The sequence below is a fragment of the Streptomyces sp. NBC_00249 genome, assembly GCF_026342355.1.
Classification (GTDB): Bacteria; Actinomycetota; Actinomycetes; order Streptomycetales; family Streptomycetaceae; genus Streptomyces.
Genome location: NZ_JAPEMV010000002.1, coordinates 939,411 through 954,197, shown reverse-complemented (window position 1 = coordinate 954,197; position 14,787 = coordinate 939,411). Strand labels below are relative to the sequence as shown.

General features: G+C 72.6%; 13 protein-coding genes and 1 pseudogene. 9 read left to right on the top strand and 5 right to left on the bottom strand.

Annotation, left to right across the window (positions count from 1 at the left end):
- Nucleotides 1-4: 4 nt before the first annotated feature.
- Together sdhC and OOK31_RS13190 are read right to left on the bottom strand one after the other, a co-directional pair.
- Entirely contained in the window at nucleotides 5-385 is a 381-nt protein-coding gene (gene sdhC / locus OOK31_RS13195; RefSeq protein WP_267012635.1) for a succinate dehydrogenase, cytochrome b556 subunit, read from the bottom strand.
- Between the two features lie 152 nt (nucleotides 386-537).
- A complete protein-coding gene (locus tag OOK31_RS13190; RefSeq protein ID WP_267012634.1) occupies nucleotides 538-1,158 on the bottom strand; it encodes a 2-oxo-4-hydroxy-4-carboxy-5-ureidoimidazoline decarboxylase in 621 nt (206 codons plus the stop codon).
- 329 nt (nucleotides 1,159-1,487) lie between these two features.
- On the opposite strand from OOK31_RS13190, the gene OOK31_RS13185 reads away from it, so the two are divergent.
- Together OOK31_RS13185 and OOK31_RS13180 are read left to right on the top strand one after the other, a co-directional pair.
- Entirely contained in the window at nucleotides 1,488-2,216 is a 729-nt protein-coding gene (locus OOK31_RS13185) for an RNA polymerase sigma factor (RefSeq protein WP_267012876.1), read from the top strand.
- Nucleotides 2,216-3,226: a hypothetical protein gene (locus OOK31_RS13180; RefSeq protein ID WP_267012633.1), complete on the top strand. Its 1,011-nt coding sequence runs from the start codon at nucleotides 2,216-2,218 to the stop codon at nucleotides 3,224-3,226. The genes OOK31_RS13185 and OOK31_RS13180 overlap by 1 nt, the downstream gene beginning before the upstream one ends.
- Nucleotides 3,227-3,450: 224 nt before the next feature.
- On the opposite strand, the gene OOK31_RS13175 is transcribed toward OOK31_RS13180, so the two are convergent.
- Nucleotides 3,451-4,326 carry a L,D-transpeptidase family protein gene (locus OOK31_RS13175; RefSeq protein WP_267012632.1) on the bottom strand — a complete coding sequence of 292 codons (876 nt, stop codon included), beginning with the start codon at nucleotides 4,324-4,326 and terminating at the stop codon, nucleotides 3,451-3,453.
- Between the two features lie 190 nt (nucleotides 4,327-4,516).
- Here OOK31_RS13175 and leuE point away from each other — a divergent pair, with 190 nt between their 5' ends.
- On the top strand, nucleotides 4,517-5,167 hold the full coding sequence (leuE, locus tag OOK31_RS13170) for a leucine efflux protein LeuE (RefSeq protein ID WP_267012631.1): 651 nt from the start codon (nucleotides 4,517-4,519) through the stop codon (nucleotides 5,165-5,167).
- A gap of 25 nt (nucleotides 5,168-5,192) precedes the next feature.
- On the opposite strand, the gene OOK31_RS13165 is transcribed toward leuE, so the two are convergent.
- Nucleotides 5,193-6,536: a polysialyltransferase family glycosyltransferase gene (locus OOK31_RS13165; protein ID WP_267012630.1), complete on the bottom strand. Its 1,344-nt coding sequence runs from the start codon at nucleotides 6,534-6,536 to the stop codon at nucleotides 5,193-5,195.
- Nucleotides 6,533-7,537: a glycosyltransferase family 2 protein gene (locus OOK31_RS13160; RefSeq protein WP_267012629.1), complete on the bottom strand. Its 1,005-nt coding sequence runs from the start codon at nucleotides 7,535-7,537 to the stop codon at nucleotides 6,533-6,535. The genes OOK31_RS13165 and OOK31_RS13160 overlap by 4 nt, the downstream gene beginning before the upstream one ends.
- A 155-nt stretch (nucleotides 7,538-7,692) precedes the next feature.
- Between OOK31_RS13160 and OOK31_RS13155 the strand changes: the two genes are divergently transcribed.
- The 6 genes and pseudogenes from OOK31_RS13155 (at nucleotide 7,693) to OOK31_RS13130 (ending at nucleotide 14,712) form a co-directional block, all read left to right on the top strand.
- Nucleotides 7,693-9,165, top strand: a complete 1,473-nt coding sequence (locus OOK31_RS13155; protein ID WP_267012628.1) for a DUF6716 putative glycosyltransferase — start codon at nucleotides 7,693-7,695, stop codon at nucleotides 9,163-9,165.
- A pseudogene (locus OOK31_RS13150) lies at nucleotides 9,162-9,629 on the top strand (NTP transferase domain-containing protein); the annotation flags it as partial. The gene OOK31_RS13155 and the pseudogene OOK31_RS13150, both read left to right, overlap by 4 nt.
- Nucleotides 9,630-9,953: 324 nt before the next feature.
- The gene (locus tag OOK31_RS13145) at nucleotides 9,954-10,871 is read left to right on the top strand and encodes an N-acetylneuraminate synthase family protein (protein WP_267012875.1); all 918 of its coding nucleotides are present in this window, start codon (nucleotides 9,954-9,956) and stop codon (nucleotides 10,869-10,871) included.
- A gap of 25 nt (nucleotides 10,872-10,896) precedes the next feature.
- Complete coding sequence (locus OOK31_RS13140) at nucleotides 10,897-12,039, top strand: hypothetical protein (protein ID WP_267012627.1); 1,143 nt, start codon at nucleotides 10,897-10,899, stop codon at nucleotides 12,037-12,039.
- A 137-nt stretch (nucleotides 12,040-12,176) separates the two neighbouring features.
- Nucleotides 12,177-13,421, top strand: coding sequence for an amidohydrolase (locus OOK31_RS13135; protein WP_267012874.1), 1,245 nt, complete (start codon nucleotides 12,177-12,179; stop codon nucleotides 13,419-13,421).
- A gap of 229 nt (nucleotides 13,422-13,650) precedes the next feature.
- Nucleotides 13,651-14,712, top strand: a complete 1,062-nt coding sequence (locus tag OOK31_RS13130) for a BMP family protein (RefSeq protein WP_267012626.1) — start codon at nucleotides 13,651-13,653, stop codon at nucleotides 14,710-14,712.
- Nucleotides 14,713-14,787: the final 75 nt, after the last annotated feature.

The window sequence follows — 14,787 nt, the reverse complement described above, 5'->3', positions numbered from 1 at the left end:
CGTGTCACTTCCCGAACAGTTCGAGGTAGGCGTGGTGCAGCACGGGGTACACGGCCCCGGCCATCAGCACGACCCAGACGCCGACGACGGACCAGAGCATCTGCTTCTGGTAGCGCGGGCCCTTGGACCAGAAGTCCACGGCGATGACACGGAGACCGTTGAGCGCGTGGAACAGGATGGCGGCGACGAGGCCGTACTCCAGCAGCGCGACGATCGGAGTCTTGTAGGTAGCCACGACATCGTCGTACGCCTCAGGGGAGACGCGGACGAGAGCGGTGTCGAGGACGTGTACGAACAGGAAGAAGAAAATGAGGACGCCGGTGACTCGATGAGCCACCCAGGACCACATTCCTTCCCGGCCGCGGTACAACGTTCCAGCCGGCACGGAAAACCCTCCGGAAGCGGGGCGGGGGCCAGCCGGCTTCTTTGTCGGTCGGGCCCGGCCGGGTACGGTCCTCCGGCCCCGGACATCGTAGCGACGCTTTGTCGGTTCCCTTGCGCCGGGTCCATCGGTGTGATCAAACAGGCACGGACGGACTATCCCACAGGGGCGAATAGCCCGAAATCGGCCCCGGACGGCCCCCCATCGGGCCCTACGCCGCCCAGACCGGCCAGCGTGTCCAGCAGCCGGACCAGCCGGGACCGGGCCACCAGCCGCAGTTCGTCCGCCGAGATCGAGCGCTCCTCGTCCACCTCGTGAGCCATCCTGCGGCGGATCGCCGCCAGCAGCTGGTCCACCTGCTCCTCCGGCGGGTGGCCGTCCAGGCAGATCACGAAGGCGTGCCCGAAGGTCCGCTCGTACTCCGCGCGCGCCGCGTCGAGGGCGAGGAGCGCGGCGTACGGGGCGCCGTGCCCCAGCTCCGCCGAGGACTCCCCGGCCAGGGCCTCCGTCAGGTCGGCCTGGGAGAGGTCGTACGCGGCCTCGTCCGCCGCGGCCAGCAGCGACGGGGTGTCGGGGTAGGGGCGGTGGGCGGCCAGCCGGTGGGCCCAGCGGCGGCTGCCGCAGCAGTGCAGCAGGGCGGCGCGGGCGCTCTCGTACGGCAGGGAGTTCAGCCGCGTCAGCCCGGAGGCGGGGGTGGAGGCCGGGCCGCGGACCTGTGCCGGAAGGGGGCTGGACAGCGGAGGTCTCCTCGGGGCGCGGCGCGGGTGTACCGCCACGCTAGCGATCTCCGACACCGTGTGCCGTACCCGTGTGAGGATTTCACCCGGAAGTGAGCCGAAAGGATGACGGGGGACGCGTAGGACCCGGCAGAAGAGGGGAGGGCGACCGAGGCCGCCACCCCCCACAGGAGAGGCCCCGGTCGCCATCCGTCACGGACTCGTGCGACAAGCCCGTACTCCTGTCAGCGCCTCGGGTGCGTTTTGTGTCACACCTCGCTCCGCGCAGGGTTGGTTGCTGGTTGTACAACTCGTGGACGAGAGGTACGTGAAAGCCGTAACGTGCGGATTTGCGCCACACGTACAGGACGTCGAACGGGTTGGGGACTTTGCTGGGGGACGACGCGGAGCTGACCGCCGCGGTGCTCGCGGCACAGGACGGCGACGAGAGTGCGTTCCGGACTGTGTACCGCGCCGTGCACCCGCGCCTGCTCGGATATGTCCGGACGCTCGTCGGTGACGGCGACGCGGAAGACGTGACCTCCGAGGCCTGGCTGCAGATCGCCCGCGACCTCGACTCCTTCACCGGCGACGCCGACCGCTTCCGCGGCTGGGCCGCCCGCATCGCCCGCAACCGGGCCCTCGACCACATCCGCATGCGCGGCCGCCGCCCCGCCATCGGCGGCGACGAGACCGAGCTCACCGGGCGCGCCGCCGACTGCGACACCGCCGGCGAGGCCATGGAGGCCCTCTCCACCGGCCGCACCATGGCGCTCATAGCCCAGCTCCCGCAGGACCAGGCCGAGGCCGTCGTCCTGCGCGTCGTCGTCGGCCTCGACGCCAAGAGCGCCGCCGAGACCCTCGGCAAGCGTCCCGGCGCCGTCCGCACCGCCGCGCACCGCGGACTGAAGAAGCTCGCCGAACTGCTCGCCGCCGAGGCCGGCGGTCACGGGACGGGAAACGAAGCGGATTCCCGCGCGAGGGTCGGCCATAATGCCGTTGGCCAGACGCGGGAGGGCGACCTCGACGGCGTACCGGCGCAGCGCGCCAGGGCCGCGGAGCTCGTGGAACGAACCGGTGTGACGCATTCACGTTGGCGGACGCAGAAGGACATGTGATGGCCGACGAGCACAAGGGGTGGCTGGACGGCGCCGCGGCGGACCGCCTGCTGCGCGGAGAGACGGCCGGCCCCGCACAGGGCGACGACCGCCGGGCCCGGGCCGAGGCCGCCCGTCTGCGTGCCGCCCTGGACGCCCTGGCCCCGCCCCGGCACGCCGGAGGGGAACTGCCCGGCGAAGCCGCCGCCCTGGCCGCGTTCCGTGCCGCCCGCGGCCCCGCGCCGACGCGCGACCTGCCCGCCGGCGACGCCCGCGCGCACGAACCCCTGATCGACCTGGCCCCGGTACCGCCCGTACGGATCCCCGCGCAGCGGCGGAGCAGCACGCCCGTACGGTTCGGGCTGGCCGCCGCCCTGGCCGGGGTCGCGGTCGGCGGGTTCGCCGCCGTCGCCGGCAGCGGACTCCTCGACCGCGGCGCCCACCACACGGCCGGTCCCGCTCCGGCCGTCTCGGTCAGCGCCGACACGGACCAGCCCCCCGCCGGGGACACCGCCGGCCCCACCCTGATCCCGCAGCCGCTCCTCACCCCCCAGTACGGGGGCGGCGCCAGTGGCAGTCCGGAGGCGTTCGCCCCGTCGGGCACCGGGGCGTCGCGGATCCCGGGCGAGGAGATCCGCATCACTCCCGGCACGGGGTCGGGGGCCGCCTCCGTGTCGGAGGCGCCGCCCGCGACCGCGGGTACGGACGGCAGCCGGGACAAGTCCATCGACCGCCAGGGCATCACCGGCGGCAAGGACCAGGACCAGCAGCAGGAGAAGGACAAGGACGCCCAGGCCAGACCGGCCGAGCTGTGCCGGGACTACAAGTCGGGCAAGATCACCGACTCCCGCCGCGAACGCCTCGTCAAACTCGCGGGCGCCCTCGCGAAGGTCTCCCGCTTCTGCGACACCCAGCTCGACGGCAGCCCCCGGGGCACCGCCCCGCAGGGCGGATCCGCCGACCAGGGCAGCGCCGTCATCAGCCCGTCGCCGGTCACCCAGAGCGGCGGGCTCGGCTTCCGCACCCGCTGACGGGCCCTAGGCACCGGGCCGGGACGCTCCGGCAGGTCCCCGGAAACATGCCCGTGCGGAGCCAGTAACACTTTTCGAACCGGCGGCGCAGTACATATCGAGCCGACTGGTCATCGGCCGCGCATGAGCCGGGGTTCCCCCCGTACCCCTGGGCTCTGCGCAACCGGCGCGGGCGGGGCACGTTCCCCCGGCCCTGCCCGCGCCCTCAACGTCCTACCGGTGGATCACCAGTAGACGACCACCTTGTCGCCGACCTGCACCTGGTCGAACAGCGCCGACAGCTTCCCCTTGTCCCGGACGTTCACGCAGCCGTGCGAGGCACCCGCGTAGCCGCGGGCCGCGAAGTCCGACGAGTAGTGCACCGCCTGGCCGTCGCTGAAGAACATCGAGTACGGCATCGACGTGTGGTAGATCGTCGACGTCCACTCCTTGGCCTTCCAGCCCACCTTGAACTCGCCCTCGCGGGTCGGGGTGTTCTCCGAGCCGAAGCGCACGTCCATCGTGGAGACGACCTTGCCGTCGATCATCCAGGCGAGGGTGCGGCTCTCCTTGCTGATGCACATGACGCGGCCCTGCATGCAGCGCGGGTCCGGGGCGTCCACCTCGTTGGTGGTCGGCGGACGCAGCTCCTCCTCCGTCGGCTGCTTGCTGAGGCCCTGCACCTTCTGCCAGGTGGCCTCGTCCACGGAGCCCGTGCCGGGCAGCCCGTGCTGCGACTGGAAGGTCTTCACCGCCGAGGTGGTCTTCGACCCGTAGAAGCCGGTCGGGGCCGTCGACATCAGCTTGAGCTGGCGCAGCCGGGCCTGGAGGTCGCGGATCTGGTCGCTCTCGTCGCCGTTCGCCATGATCGGCTTGACGCCGGGGGAAGCCGGGGCCGATGCGGACGCCGAAGGGGACTGCGGCTGCGAGGGGGACGGCGCGGGCGAGGACTCGCCCGGCTTGCCGTCGGAGGAGGGGGAGGCCGAGGCCGGAGCGCTGGGTGACGCGGCGGACGGAGCGACCGCCCCGGCACCGGACTTCTGCGGCCCGCAGGCGGTCGCGGCCAGCGCGACGGCCGTCGCCAGGCCCAAGGTGCGGATGATGACTCTCTGGCGCTGCATGGCGTATCCCCCGAATTCAACGTCGTGTATCTAGGTGATGCCTGAGAGCCATGGAGAGTTGCGGCCGGACCCGAGATGTTGCGTCTCTGTGACCAGAGGCAGTCGAGGGGACGTTCTACCAGCCCGGGAGGGCCCGGCGGGACGAAAATCACTGGCGTGACAGGAGTGACCCTGTGGGACACTCCTGCCCATGCTGGGTGTGACAGATCTTCCGACTTATCTCGCTGCCGTGGCGCTGATCGTGCTGCTGCCCGGGCCGAACTCCCTCTACGTGCTCTCCGTGGCCTCCCGGCGCGGGGTGAAGGAGGGCTACAAGGCGGCCTCCGGGGTGTTCACGGGAGACACCGTGCTGATGGTGCTGGCCGCCGTCGGCGCGGGAGCCCTGCTCCAGACGAGCCCGCTGCTGTTCACCGTGGTCAAGGTGCTCGGCGCCGGATACCTGGGCTGGCTGGCCGTGGGCATGCTGCGCGGTGCCTGGACGATGTGGCGCGGGCGCGGGTCCCGCCACGAGGAGGCCCCGGCCGGGGAGGAGCCGGCGGGCACCGCCGAGCGGCCGTTCCGGCGGGCGCTGGTGGTGAGCCTGCTCAACCCGAAGGCGATCCTCTTCCTGCTGTCCTTCTTCGTGCAGTTCGTGGACCCCGACTACTCCTACCCGGCGCTGTCCTTCCTGCTGCTGGGCACCGTCTCCCAGCTGGTCAGCTTCCTGTACCTGTCCACCCTGATATTCACCGGCACCCGGCTGTCGGCCGCCTTCCGCCGCCGCAAGCGCCTCGCGGCGGGGGCCACCTCGGCGGCGGGCGTGATCTTCCTGGGCTTCGCGGCGAAGCTCGCCGTCAGCTGACCCCGGCCGTCGGCCGAGAGACGGCCTAACTGACCCGGCGCAGGCCCCTCCGCAGCCGGTGCACCACCCGGCGCACGGCCGGGCTGCGCGGCAGGAACGACAGCTGGGCGGGGATCCCGCCCGGCAGGCCCAGCGTGGTCAGCCGCCGGCGCTTGAAGTACCGCCAGGTGCGCTCGGTCAGGTGCCGGACCAGGTAGCCCTCCGCCTCCGCCCGGCGCTCCGCGAGGATCCGGGGCTGCATCGAGAAGCCGACGGCGGTGACCAGCCCGGGCAGGTCGGCCGGGTCCTCGTGCGCCGCCTCCTCCCGCGCCAGCTCCGGGACCAGCGCGTCCACCAGCGTCAGCGGGATCCGGTTGCTGTTCTGGTACGGGGCCAGGCGGGCCAGTATGTCCGCCGTCCCGGTCCGCGCCACCGGGATCCCGTACAGGGCCCGCGCGGTCAGCAGCCCCGTCGAGAAGCAGCCCACGACCAGTGCCGGGCGCAGCCGCTGGTAGAGGGTCTCGGCGAGCACCGGCTCGCGCAGCACTGTCAGCCGCGCCCCGAGCCGCTCCGCCTCGGCCTCCGCACGCAGGCAGTACGCGGCGGGGGCGGACGGGTGCGGTTTGAACACCAGCTCCCGGTGGCCCCGTCCGACGGCCCCGCGCACCATCGCGACGTGCAGTTCCTCCTCCTGGACGGCGGACATCAGGTCCAGCGCCGACAGGTACTGCCCCAGCAGCAGGGCGGGGGCCGTCCCCGGCTCGCCGGGCGCGTAGGCGGGCTGGTCGGGGAGGCCCGCCAGCTCGGCCAGCACCTTCAGGAAGTCCGGCGCCGGGACCAGTTCCGCGCGTACGCCGAACTCGGTCAGCAGCAGCGGCTCCAGACCCGGTACCAGGTCCAGGTGGAGCACCCGGCGCACCCGCATGCCGATCTGCGGGTCGAGCCGGAAGCGGGTGGGGCCGTAGGACATCAGTCCGTCGGCGTACACGTCGATCGCGGCGCCCGGGAACAGCTGGCACAGGCTCTGCGCGGGCGGCACCTGGAGGGACTCCACGACCAGCTCGACCCGGTCCTCGCCCAGCCCCCACAGGACGCGCAGCTGCCGCTCCCACATCGGGACGTCGTCGGGGCGCGGGGCCCAGGTGCTCGGGTGCTGCGGGGCGGTCACCGCGTTCCAGTCGAGGACCTCGTCGAAGCGGGTGCGCAGCGCGGCGAAGCCCGGCATGGCCTCGATGCCCGGGGTGATCTCGGGGGTGAGGGAGTGGTTGCTGGTCAGCAGGATCCGGCGGCCGGCGGGCGGGAAGGCGCCCGCGTCGAGGGCGGCGGCGAGGGTGGCCGTCCCGTAGAGGGTCGAGGCGAGGAAGACCTGGGTGACGCGTCCGGTGCTCACGCGGCGGCTCCGGTGGGGCCGGGGGCTCCGGGGGCTCCGGCGGCGGGGGTGCGGCGGCGCAGTTTGCGCAGCAGCGCGGAGCGTTCGGCGTCCATCGAGTCCAGGGCCTGTTCGAGGACGGGCCGGGGCATGCGCCCGAGCGCGGCCGCGCTCATGACGCGGAGTTTTTTCGCCACGGCCGGTTCGAACCTTTCGATGGAGCCGATATGGTGCGCGATGATCGCGCAATATGTACGGACGGCCTTGGGGAGCAGGAGTTCGGATTCCCGGTCCCGGGACGTGTCTTCGATTACTTGATCAAATGCTCGAATGAAATCGAGCTGACGCTCGTCCCCGATCTGCGTGAGCGAGGTGGAAATCCCCCGCCGGTAGAAGATCCCGGGCATTCCCACCGCCGCGAAGGACGCGGCCCCGCGGTGCAGCCGCCAGATCCACGGCCGGTCCTCGGCCGTCCGCAGACCGTCGGTGAAGTGCAGCAGCCCCCGGTCCAGCAGCCGCCGGTGGTACATCCCCGCCCAGGCGTACGGATAGTCGACCGCCGTGGCCCGCGAGGCCGGCAGGATCCCGGCGCGCGGATCGCCCACGACCCCTTGCGGGCCGTACGGCACACGCTGCACGCTCCGGGTCCGGCCCGTCACCTGCACATGGTCGGTGCGGACGAAATCGCAGCTCAGGGCCTCGATGGCGGCCAGCGTACGGGCCAGGTGGCCCGGCGCGAACCAGTCGTCGCCGTCCAGGAAGGCGATGTACTCCCCGCGCGCCGCGTCGAGGCCGGTGTTGCGGGCGGTGGCCAGCCCGCCGTTGCGGTCCCGTCTGAGGTGCACCGCCCCGGGGAGCGCGGCGGCCGCGCGCTCCAGCAGCCCGGGCGTCCCGTCCGTGGAACGGTCGTCGACGAGCAGGAACTCGAAATCCTCGCGGGCGTTGAGTTCGAGACTCTTCAGGGCATCGGGTGCGTATGTCTGCACGTTGTAGAACGGCACGACGACGGAGAGCTTGAGCACCCGCGAGAGATTAGGCGGCGGCGACTCATTCACCATGGCCCGGACGAGGATTCCATGTGAACGACGCGGGGCGGGCGCGTTAACCCGTACGCTTTCGCATTTCGTCGACGGGTTGTTAACCCTCCGTTGTGCGGTCGTTGGGCCGATCACCGGAAATGCGGAATAGCTTCTGCCGGGTGCCAGTGCCACTCAGCAGCAGTCGAGCCGATCTCCGTATCGCCGTACTCGCCGATTCCGACACGCGTTGGAAATGGGGCGCCCTCACCGCCCGCCGCCTCGCCCCCGACACCGGGCCGCACCAGGTCACCGGCTACCTGCTGCGCGGCCGGGCCACCCCCACCGCGCGCCAGCTCGGCGAGGTCGGGGCCGGCGGGGCGACGGAGGTGACCTGCGCCGACTTCCTCGCCGAGCTGCGGCGCGAGCGGTACGACGTGGTCGTGCTCGCCCTCGTCGGCGGCGCCGTCCAGGCGGTCCTGCACGGGGTCCGCGCCCTGTGGCCCGAGCCCGCCGCCCGGCCCGTCCTCGTCACCGGCTACGTCGGGGTCGTCTACGAGAAACTCGCCGACGGGCTGCTCCTCAGACACGGGGCCGACCTCGTCCTCGCCAACTCCCGCCACGACGCGGAGCGCTTCCGCGCCGTCTACGAGGGGGTGGGCGCGGCGGCGGCCGCCGTCACCGAGACCGCCCTGCCGTTCCTGGACGGAGCCCCGTACGAGAGCGCCGGCGGCCGGGCCCACCGGGTGGTCTTCGCGGTGCAGCCCTCGGTGCCCGAAAGCCGCGCCGACCGTACGTACCTGCTGGCGCGGGCCGCCGGGCACGCGCGGCTGCACCAGGACCGGGAGGTCCTGGTCAAGCTGCGCAGCCGCCCCGGGGAACACACCACGCACCTCGAGGAACACCCCTACCAGCGCCTCGCCGACCGCCTCCCCGGCGGGCTCCCGCCCAACTGCCGCCTGGTGTACGGGAACATGGGCGAGGTGCTGGACACCGCCGACCTGCTGGTCACGGTCTCCTCCACGGCGGCCCTCGAATCCCTGCACCGGGGCATCCCGACCGCCGTCCTGACCGACCTCGGCATCCGCGAGACCCTCGGCAACCACCACTTCCTCGGCTCCGGCTGCCTGACCTCCTGGGACCACCTGGACACGGGCCACCTCCCGACCCCGTCCCCCCGCTGGCTCGCCACCCAGGGCGTCCGGCCGGCGACGCCCACCTCCCGGGGCGCCCACCCGCCACGCCCCGGGCCCCCGGCGGGGACCGCCCCCGCGGCCTCGACGGCCACGCCCCCGGGCGATCCCGCCGCCGCGCCCCCGTACGCCGCCCATGACGCCCACGACGCCCACGCCGCCGCCCGCGCGCGGCTCGACGAGCTGCTCGCGGCCGGGCAGCTGCCGCCCGTGGACCCGTACTACACGCTCGCCACCGCCCCCGGATACCTCCCCGGCATCCTGGCCCGCCAGCACCTCGCCCCCGACGGGACCCCGCTGCCCGGCGCCGTCCGGCGGGGCGCGGGGGAGTCGGCGGCCCGCCGCTGGCTCCGCGCCCACCTGCGCGAAGCCGCCCGGGGCGCCTACCGGCACGGGGTCCAGCGCGTGGCCCCGGCGATCCGCCGCCTGGGCGAACTGTGACCCCCCGCCGGCCCGCCGCGCGGGACGCCGCCGCACCCGATCCCACCGCACCCGATCCCGTACCGCCCGCCCGGGCAAGGGTGCTGGCCGTGATCCCCGCCCGGGGCGGCTCCAAAGGGGTGCCCGGGAAGAACACGGCGGACGTCGGCGGTGTGCCGCTCGTCGCGCGGGCCGTGCGGGCCTGCCGGGCCGCGCCCACCGTCACCGACGTGGTGGTCTCCACCGACTCCGAGTCCGTCGCGGCCGCCGCCCGCGCCGCCGGCGCCGACGTGATCCGCCGCCCCGCCGCGCTCTCCGGGGACACCGCGAGCAGCGAGGCCGCCGTCCTGCACGCCCTGGCCTCCTTCGAGGAACTGCACTCCCTCACCGTGGACGTGGTCCTCCTGGTCCAGTGCACCAGCCCCTTCCTGACCCCCTCGGACGTCGAGTCCGTCGCCGCCGCCGTGGCCTCGGGCGCCGCCGACTCGGCCCTGACGGCGGCCCCCTTCCACGGCTTCCTCTGGCGCACCGCACCCGACGGCTCCGGGAGCGGGGTCAACCACGAGGCCTCGTACCGCCCCCGCCGCCAGGACCGCCCCGCCGAACTGCTGGAGACCGGCGCCGCCTACGCCATGGCCGTCCCCGGCTTCCGCCGCGCCCGGCACCGCTTCTTCGGGCGGACCCTGCCCGTCACCGCCGACCCGGCGCGGGTCCTGGAGATCGACGACCCCCACGACCTGGCCCGCGCCCGCCTCCTCGCCCCCCTGTTCGACCAGACCCCACGCACCGAACGAAGGACACCTCCCGCCATGAGCGTCGACGCCACCGCCAACTCCCGCCTGCGCACCTTCGGTTCCCGGACCGCCGGCCCCGGCCACCCGGTCTACGTGGTCGGCGAGATCGGCATCAACCACAACGGCGACCTCGGCACCGCCTTCGCCCTCATCGACGCCGCCGCCGAAGCGGGCTGCGACGCCGTCAAGTTCCAGAAGCGCACCCCGGAGATCTGCACCCCGCGCGACCAGTGGGACATCGAGCGCGACACCCCCTGGGGCCGGATGACGTACATCGACTACCGCCACCGCGTCGAGTTCGGCGAGGCCGACTACCTCGCCATCGACGAGCACTGCGCCAAGCGCGGCATCGCCTGGTTCGCCTCCCCCTGGGACACCGAGGCCGTCGCCTTCCTGGAGAAGTTCGACGTCCCCGCCCACAAGGTGGCCTCCGCCTCCCTCACCGACGACGAACTCCTGCGCGCCCTGCGCGCCACCGGCCGCACCGTCGTCCTGTCCACCGGCATGTCCACCCCGAAGCAGATCCGGCACGCCGTCGAGGTGCTCGGCAGCGACAACATCCTGCTCTGCCACGCCACTTCCACCTACCCGGCCAAGGCCGAGGAGCTCAACCTGCGGGTGATCAACACCCTCCAGGACGAGTACCCGAACGTCCCGATCGGCTACTCCGGCCACGAGACGGGCCTGCAGACCACCCTGGCCGCCGTCGCCCTCGGCGCCGCCTTCGTCGAGCGGCACATCACCCTCGACCGCGCCATGTGGGGCTCCGACCAGGCCGCCTCCGTCGAGCCCGGCGGCCTCACCCGCCTGGTGCGCGACATCCGCACCATCGAGACCGCCCTCGGCGACGGCGTCAAGCGCGTCTACGAGTCCGAGCTCGGCCCCATGAAGAAGCTCCGCCGCGTCCAGGGCCCGGTCCCGGCCGCCGTCTGAACCTCCTCCAAGAGCGGAGTACCTGGTGAACCCTCCCGCCTCCACCCTGGCCTTCGTAGAGAGTCCGGTCCAGCTCCTGAACGTGCTGGAGTGGGCGCACGCCCACCGTGGGCGCGGGCCGCTGCTGACCGCCGTCCCGGCCCAGCCCGGCCCCCTCGCGGGCCGGGACGGGTCGCCCGCCGGCCCCGGGGCATCGGGCCGGCTGCGCATCGTCGTCCTGCCGCCCGTCGACCCGATGTCCCGGGGCCAGCTGCGCCGGATCGCCGGGATCGCCCGCGACGAGGGCCACGCCGTGCACTGGCAGGAGGCCCGGGGCGGCTCCGGGGCCCCGTTCAAGGCCCTCGCCGCGCTCGGTGGCGCGGTCCGCCGGGCCGAGCGGATCGTGGTCGGTGACCCCTTCTCCCGCTTCGTGCAGCTGCTGCTGGTCCCCGCGCGGGCCGCCGAGCTGGTCGTCGTGGACGACGGGACCGCCACCATGGAGTTCGTCGCACAGCTCGGCCGCGGCGAGCGGCTGCGCCGCTGGCACCGCTCCGGCGGCGGGGCCGCGGCCCGGGTGCGCGAGCTCGTGTACGCCCCGGTGTCGGGCACCGCCCGGCGCCGGCTGACCCCGCGCGGCGGGCGCGGGGTGGAGCTGTTCACCTCGATGCCCGTCGAGCCGCTGCCCGGTACGGAGCTGCGGGTCAACGACTTCGCCTGGACCCGCTCCCGCTTCGGCCCGCCCCGCCTGACCAAGGGCACCGACCTGGTCGGCACCTCCCTCGTGGAGACGGGCGTGGTCGATCCGGCCCGCTACCTGGAGGCGGTGTGCGCCCTGACCCGGGAGCACGGCGTGACCCGGTACTTCGCGCACCGCCGGGAGGCCCCGGAGAAGCTGCGCGCGCTCAGCGAGGCCACGGGGCTGGAGATCGTACGCCCGGACCTGCCGCTGGAGCTGATCGCCCGTCGGGGACCCATCGGCCGTACGATCGTCAGCTTTCCGTCCACGGTCGTCCACACACTGCCCTACGCCCTGACCGGTACTGGCGTGACCGTGGCGGTATGCGATATCGACCCGGCGTGGCTCACGGCCGCCGCCTCCCCGCGCGCCCGCAGCTTCCTCGCCGGGGTCACGGACACGGCCCGCGATGTGCGCAGACTCCCCGCCCAGGCGGCCCCTGCGGCCGGATGAGCGCGCGAGTGTACCCCCGGACGCATACGGTCATGCGTCCAGAGGCCGGGTTTCTTTCCCCTAACGGCATGAACTTTTGGTGATCTCCAGCCAGTTGACCCATTCGTACGCCTACCCTTCAACGGGTGAACCAGTTGATGTCCCGCGAGTCCCTGACCGCCCTGCCCGGCAAGCCCGACCGGCCCGAGCTGCCCGGCAAGCTTCCGGACCACCTGCGTGCCGAACTGATCGCCTTCCGCCGGGACTTGCACATGCATCCCGAGCTAGGACACCAGGAGTTCCGCACCACCGCGGTGATCAAGGCCCGGCTGGAGAAAGCCGGCCTGCGCCCCCGGGTGCTGAAGTCGGGGACGGGGCTGATCTGTGACGTCGGCTCATGGGACGGCGTACGTCCCATGCTGGCCCTGCGCGCGGACATCGACGCCCTCCCCATCCCGGACGCCAAGACGCACGTCTCCTACCGTTCGACCTTCCCCGACCGCGCCCACGCCTGCGGCCACGACGTCCACACCGCCGTGGTCCTCGGCGCGGGACTCGTCCTCGCCGACCTCGACCGCCGGGGGCTGCTGCCCCGGCCGGTGCGGCTGCTGTTCCAGCCTGCCGAGGAGGTGCTGCCGGGCGGGGCGAGCGAGGCCATCGAGTCCGGGGTGCTGGACGGCGTGGGCAAGATTATTGCGGTGCACTGCGACCCGCGCGTCGACGCGGGGCGGCTCGGTCTGCGGCCCGGCCCGATCACCTCGGCCTGCGACCGCCTGGAGGTCAGCCTGTCGGGCTCCGGCGGGCACACCGCCCGCCCGCACCTGACCACCGACCTGGTGACGGCCGCCGCCCGGGTCGCCGTCGACGTACCGGCCCTGCTGACCCGCCGGATGGACGCCCGCTCGGGCATGTCCGTGACCTGGGGCCGGATCGAGGCCGGGCACGCCTGCAACGTCATCCCGATGCACGCGGAACTGTCCGGGACGATCCGCTGCCTCGACCTCAACGCCTGGTACGAGGCCCCCGACCAGATCCACGCGGCGATCGACGAGGTCGCCACGATGCACGGGGCCAAGTTCGAGATCAACCACGTGCGCGGGGTGCCGCCGGTCGTGAACGACCCGGTCGTCACCGAGCTGCTGCGCGAGGCGATGGCGGCCCGGTGCGGGGCCGAGTCGGTCGAGGGCACCGAGCAGAGCCTGGGCGGGGAGGACTTCTCCTGGTACCTGGAGCACGTCCCCGGCGCGATGGCCCGGCTCGGGGTCCGCAAGCCCGGTGACACCGCCAAGCGGGACCTGCACCGGGGCGATTTCGACGTGGACGAGTCCGCGATCGGCTTCGGCGTGGAGTTCTTCACGGCCGCCGCACTGCTCGACGGACGGCGTTCGAGCCCCGTTTCCTAAAAGATCCGGCAAAGGTCCTTACGACATCGGCGGAGCTGCCGTCGAAGGTGTCCAGCCCTTGATACACAAGGGCTGGACCCATGTGCGGTTACCGATCGGTCACTGTCCGGTTCGCGACGATCCGATAACGACTCATGAACGGGCCTTTAACTGACATCTACGCGCGTTACGATCGCCGCGAAACCAGCGCCGGTCGTGGCGCTTCGGTCGGTTTTGAAGGAGCCTCCCCTTGCGCCGGATCACCAGGATCGCCACCGTGGGCATCGCGTCCGCGGCGCTGGCCCTCTCGGCCACCGCCTGTGGCGGTAAGAAGTCCTCGGACACCCCCGCCGCTGACGGCACCGCGAAGGCCGCCGCCAGCGCCGCCATCGCCTACGACGTCGGCGGTCGTGGTGACCAGTCGTTCAACGACGCCGCGTACGCCGGTCTCGAGCAGGCCAAGAAGGAGCTCAAGGTCGACGGCTCCGAGGCCGAGCCGACCGAGGGTGAGGGTGAGGCCGACAAGGTCCAGCGCCTCACCGAGCTGGCCCGCAAGGGCAACAACCCGGTGATCGGCGTCGGCTTCTCCTACGCCCCGGCCATCAAGAAGGTCGCGCCGAAGTTCCCGAACACCACGTTCGGCATCATCGACGACACCTCGGTGACCGGCCCGAACATCGCCAACCTCGTCTTCAACGAGGAGCAGGGCTCCTACCTGGCCGGCGTCGCCGCCGCCAAGGTGTCCAAGACCGGCACGGTCGGCTTCATCGGCGGTGTCGAGGTTCCGCTGATCAAGAAGTTCGAGGCGGGCTTCACCCAGGGTGTCAAGGACACCAACCCGAACGCCAAGGTGCTGTCGCACTACCTGAGCCAGCCGCCGAACTTCGAGGGCTTCTCCAAGCCCGACCTCGGCAAGGCCACCGCGAACGGCTTCATCGACGGCGGTGCCGACGTGGTCTACGCGGCCGCGGGCCTGGCCGGCTCCGGTGCCATCGAGGCCGCTGCCGGCAAGGGCAAGTGGGCCATCGGTGTCGACTCCGACCAGTACAACCAGGCGGGCCTGGCGAAGTACAAGGAGCACATCCTGACCTCGGTCACCAAGGACGTCTCCGACTCCGTCTTCAACCTGGTCAAGTCGGTCAAGGACGGCAAGCCCACCGTCGGCGAGATCCGCTACGGCCTGGACAAGGACGGCGTCGGCCTGGCCGACTCCAACCCCGAGTACAAGAAGATGGCCGACGTCATCGCCGCGGTGGAGAAGGCCAAGGCCGACATCATCGCGAAGAAGATCACCGTCAAGACCGCGCCGTAAGGCCGTCTCTGACCGGTAGTCGTGGTCTCCGGGGTCCGGAAGCGGTCTCGACCGCTCCCGGGCCCCGGACCGCGT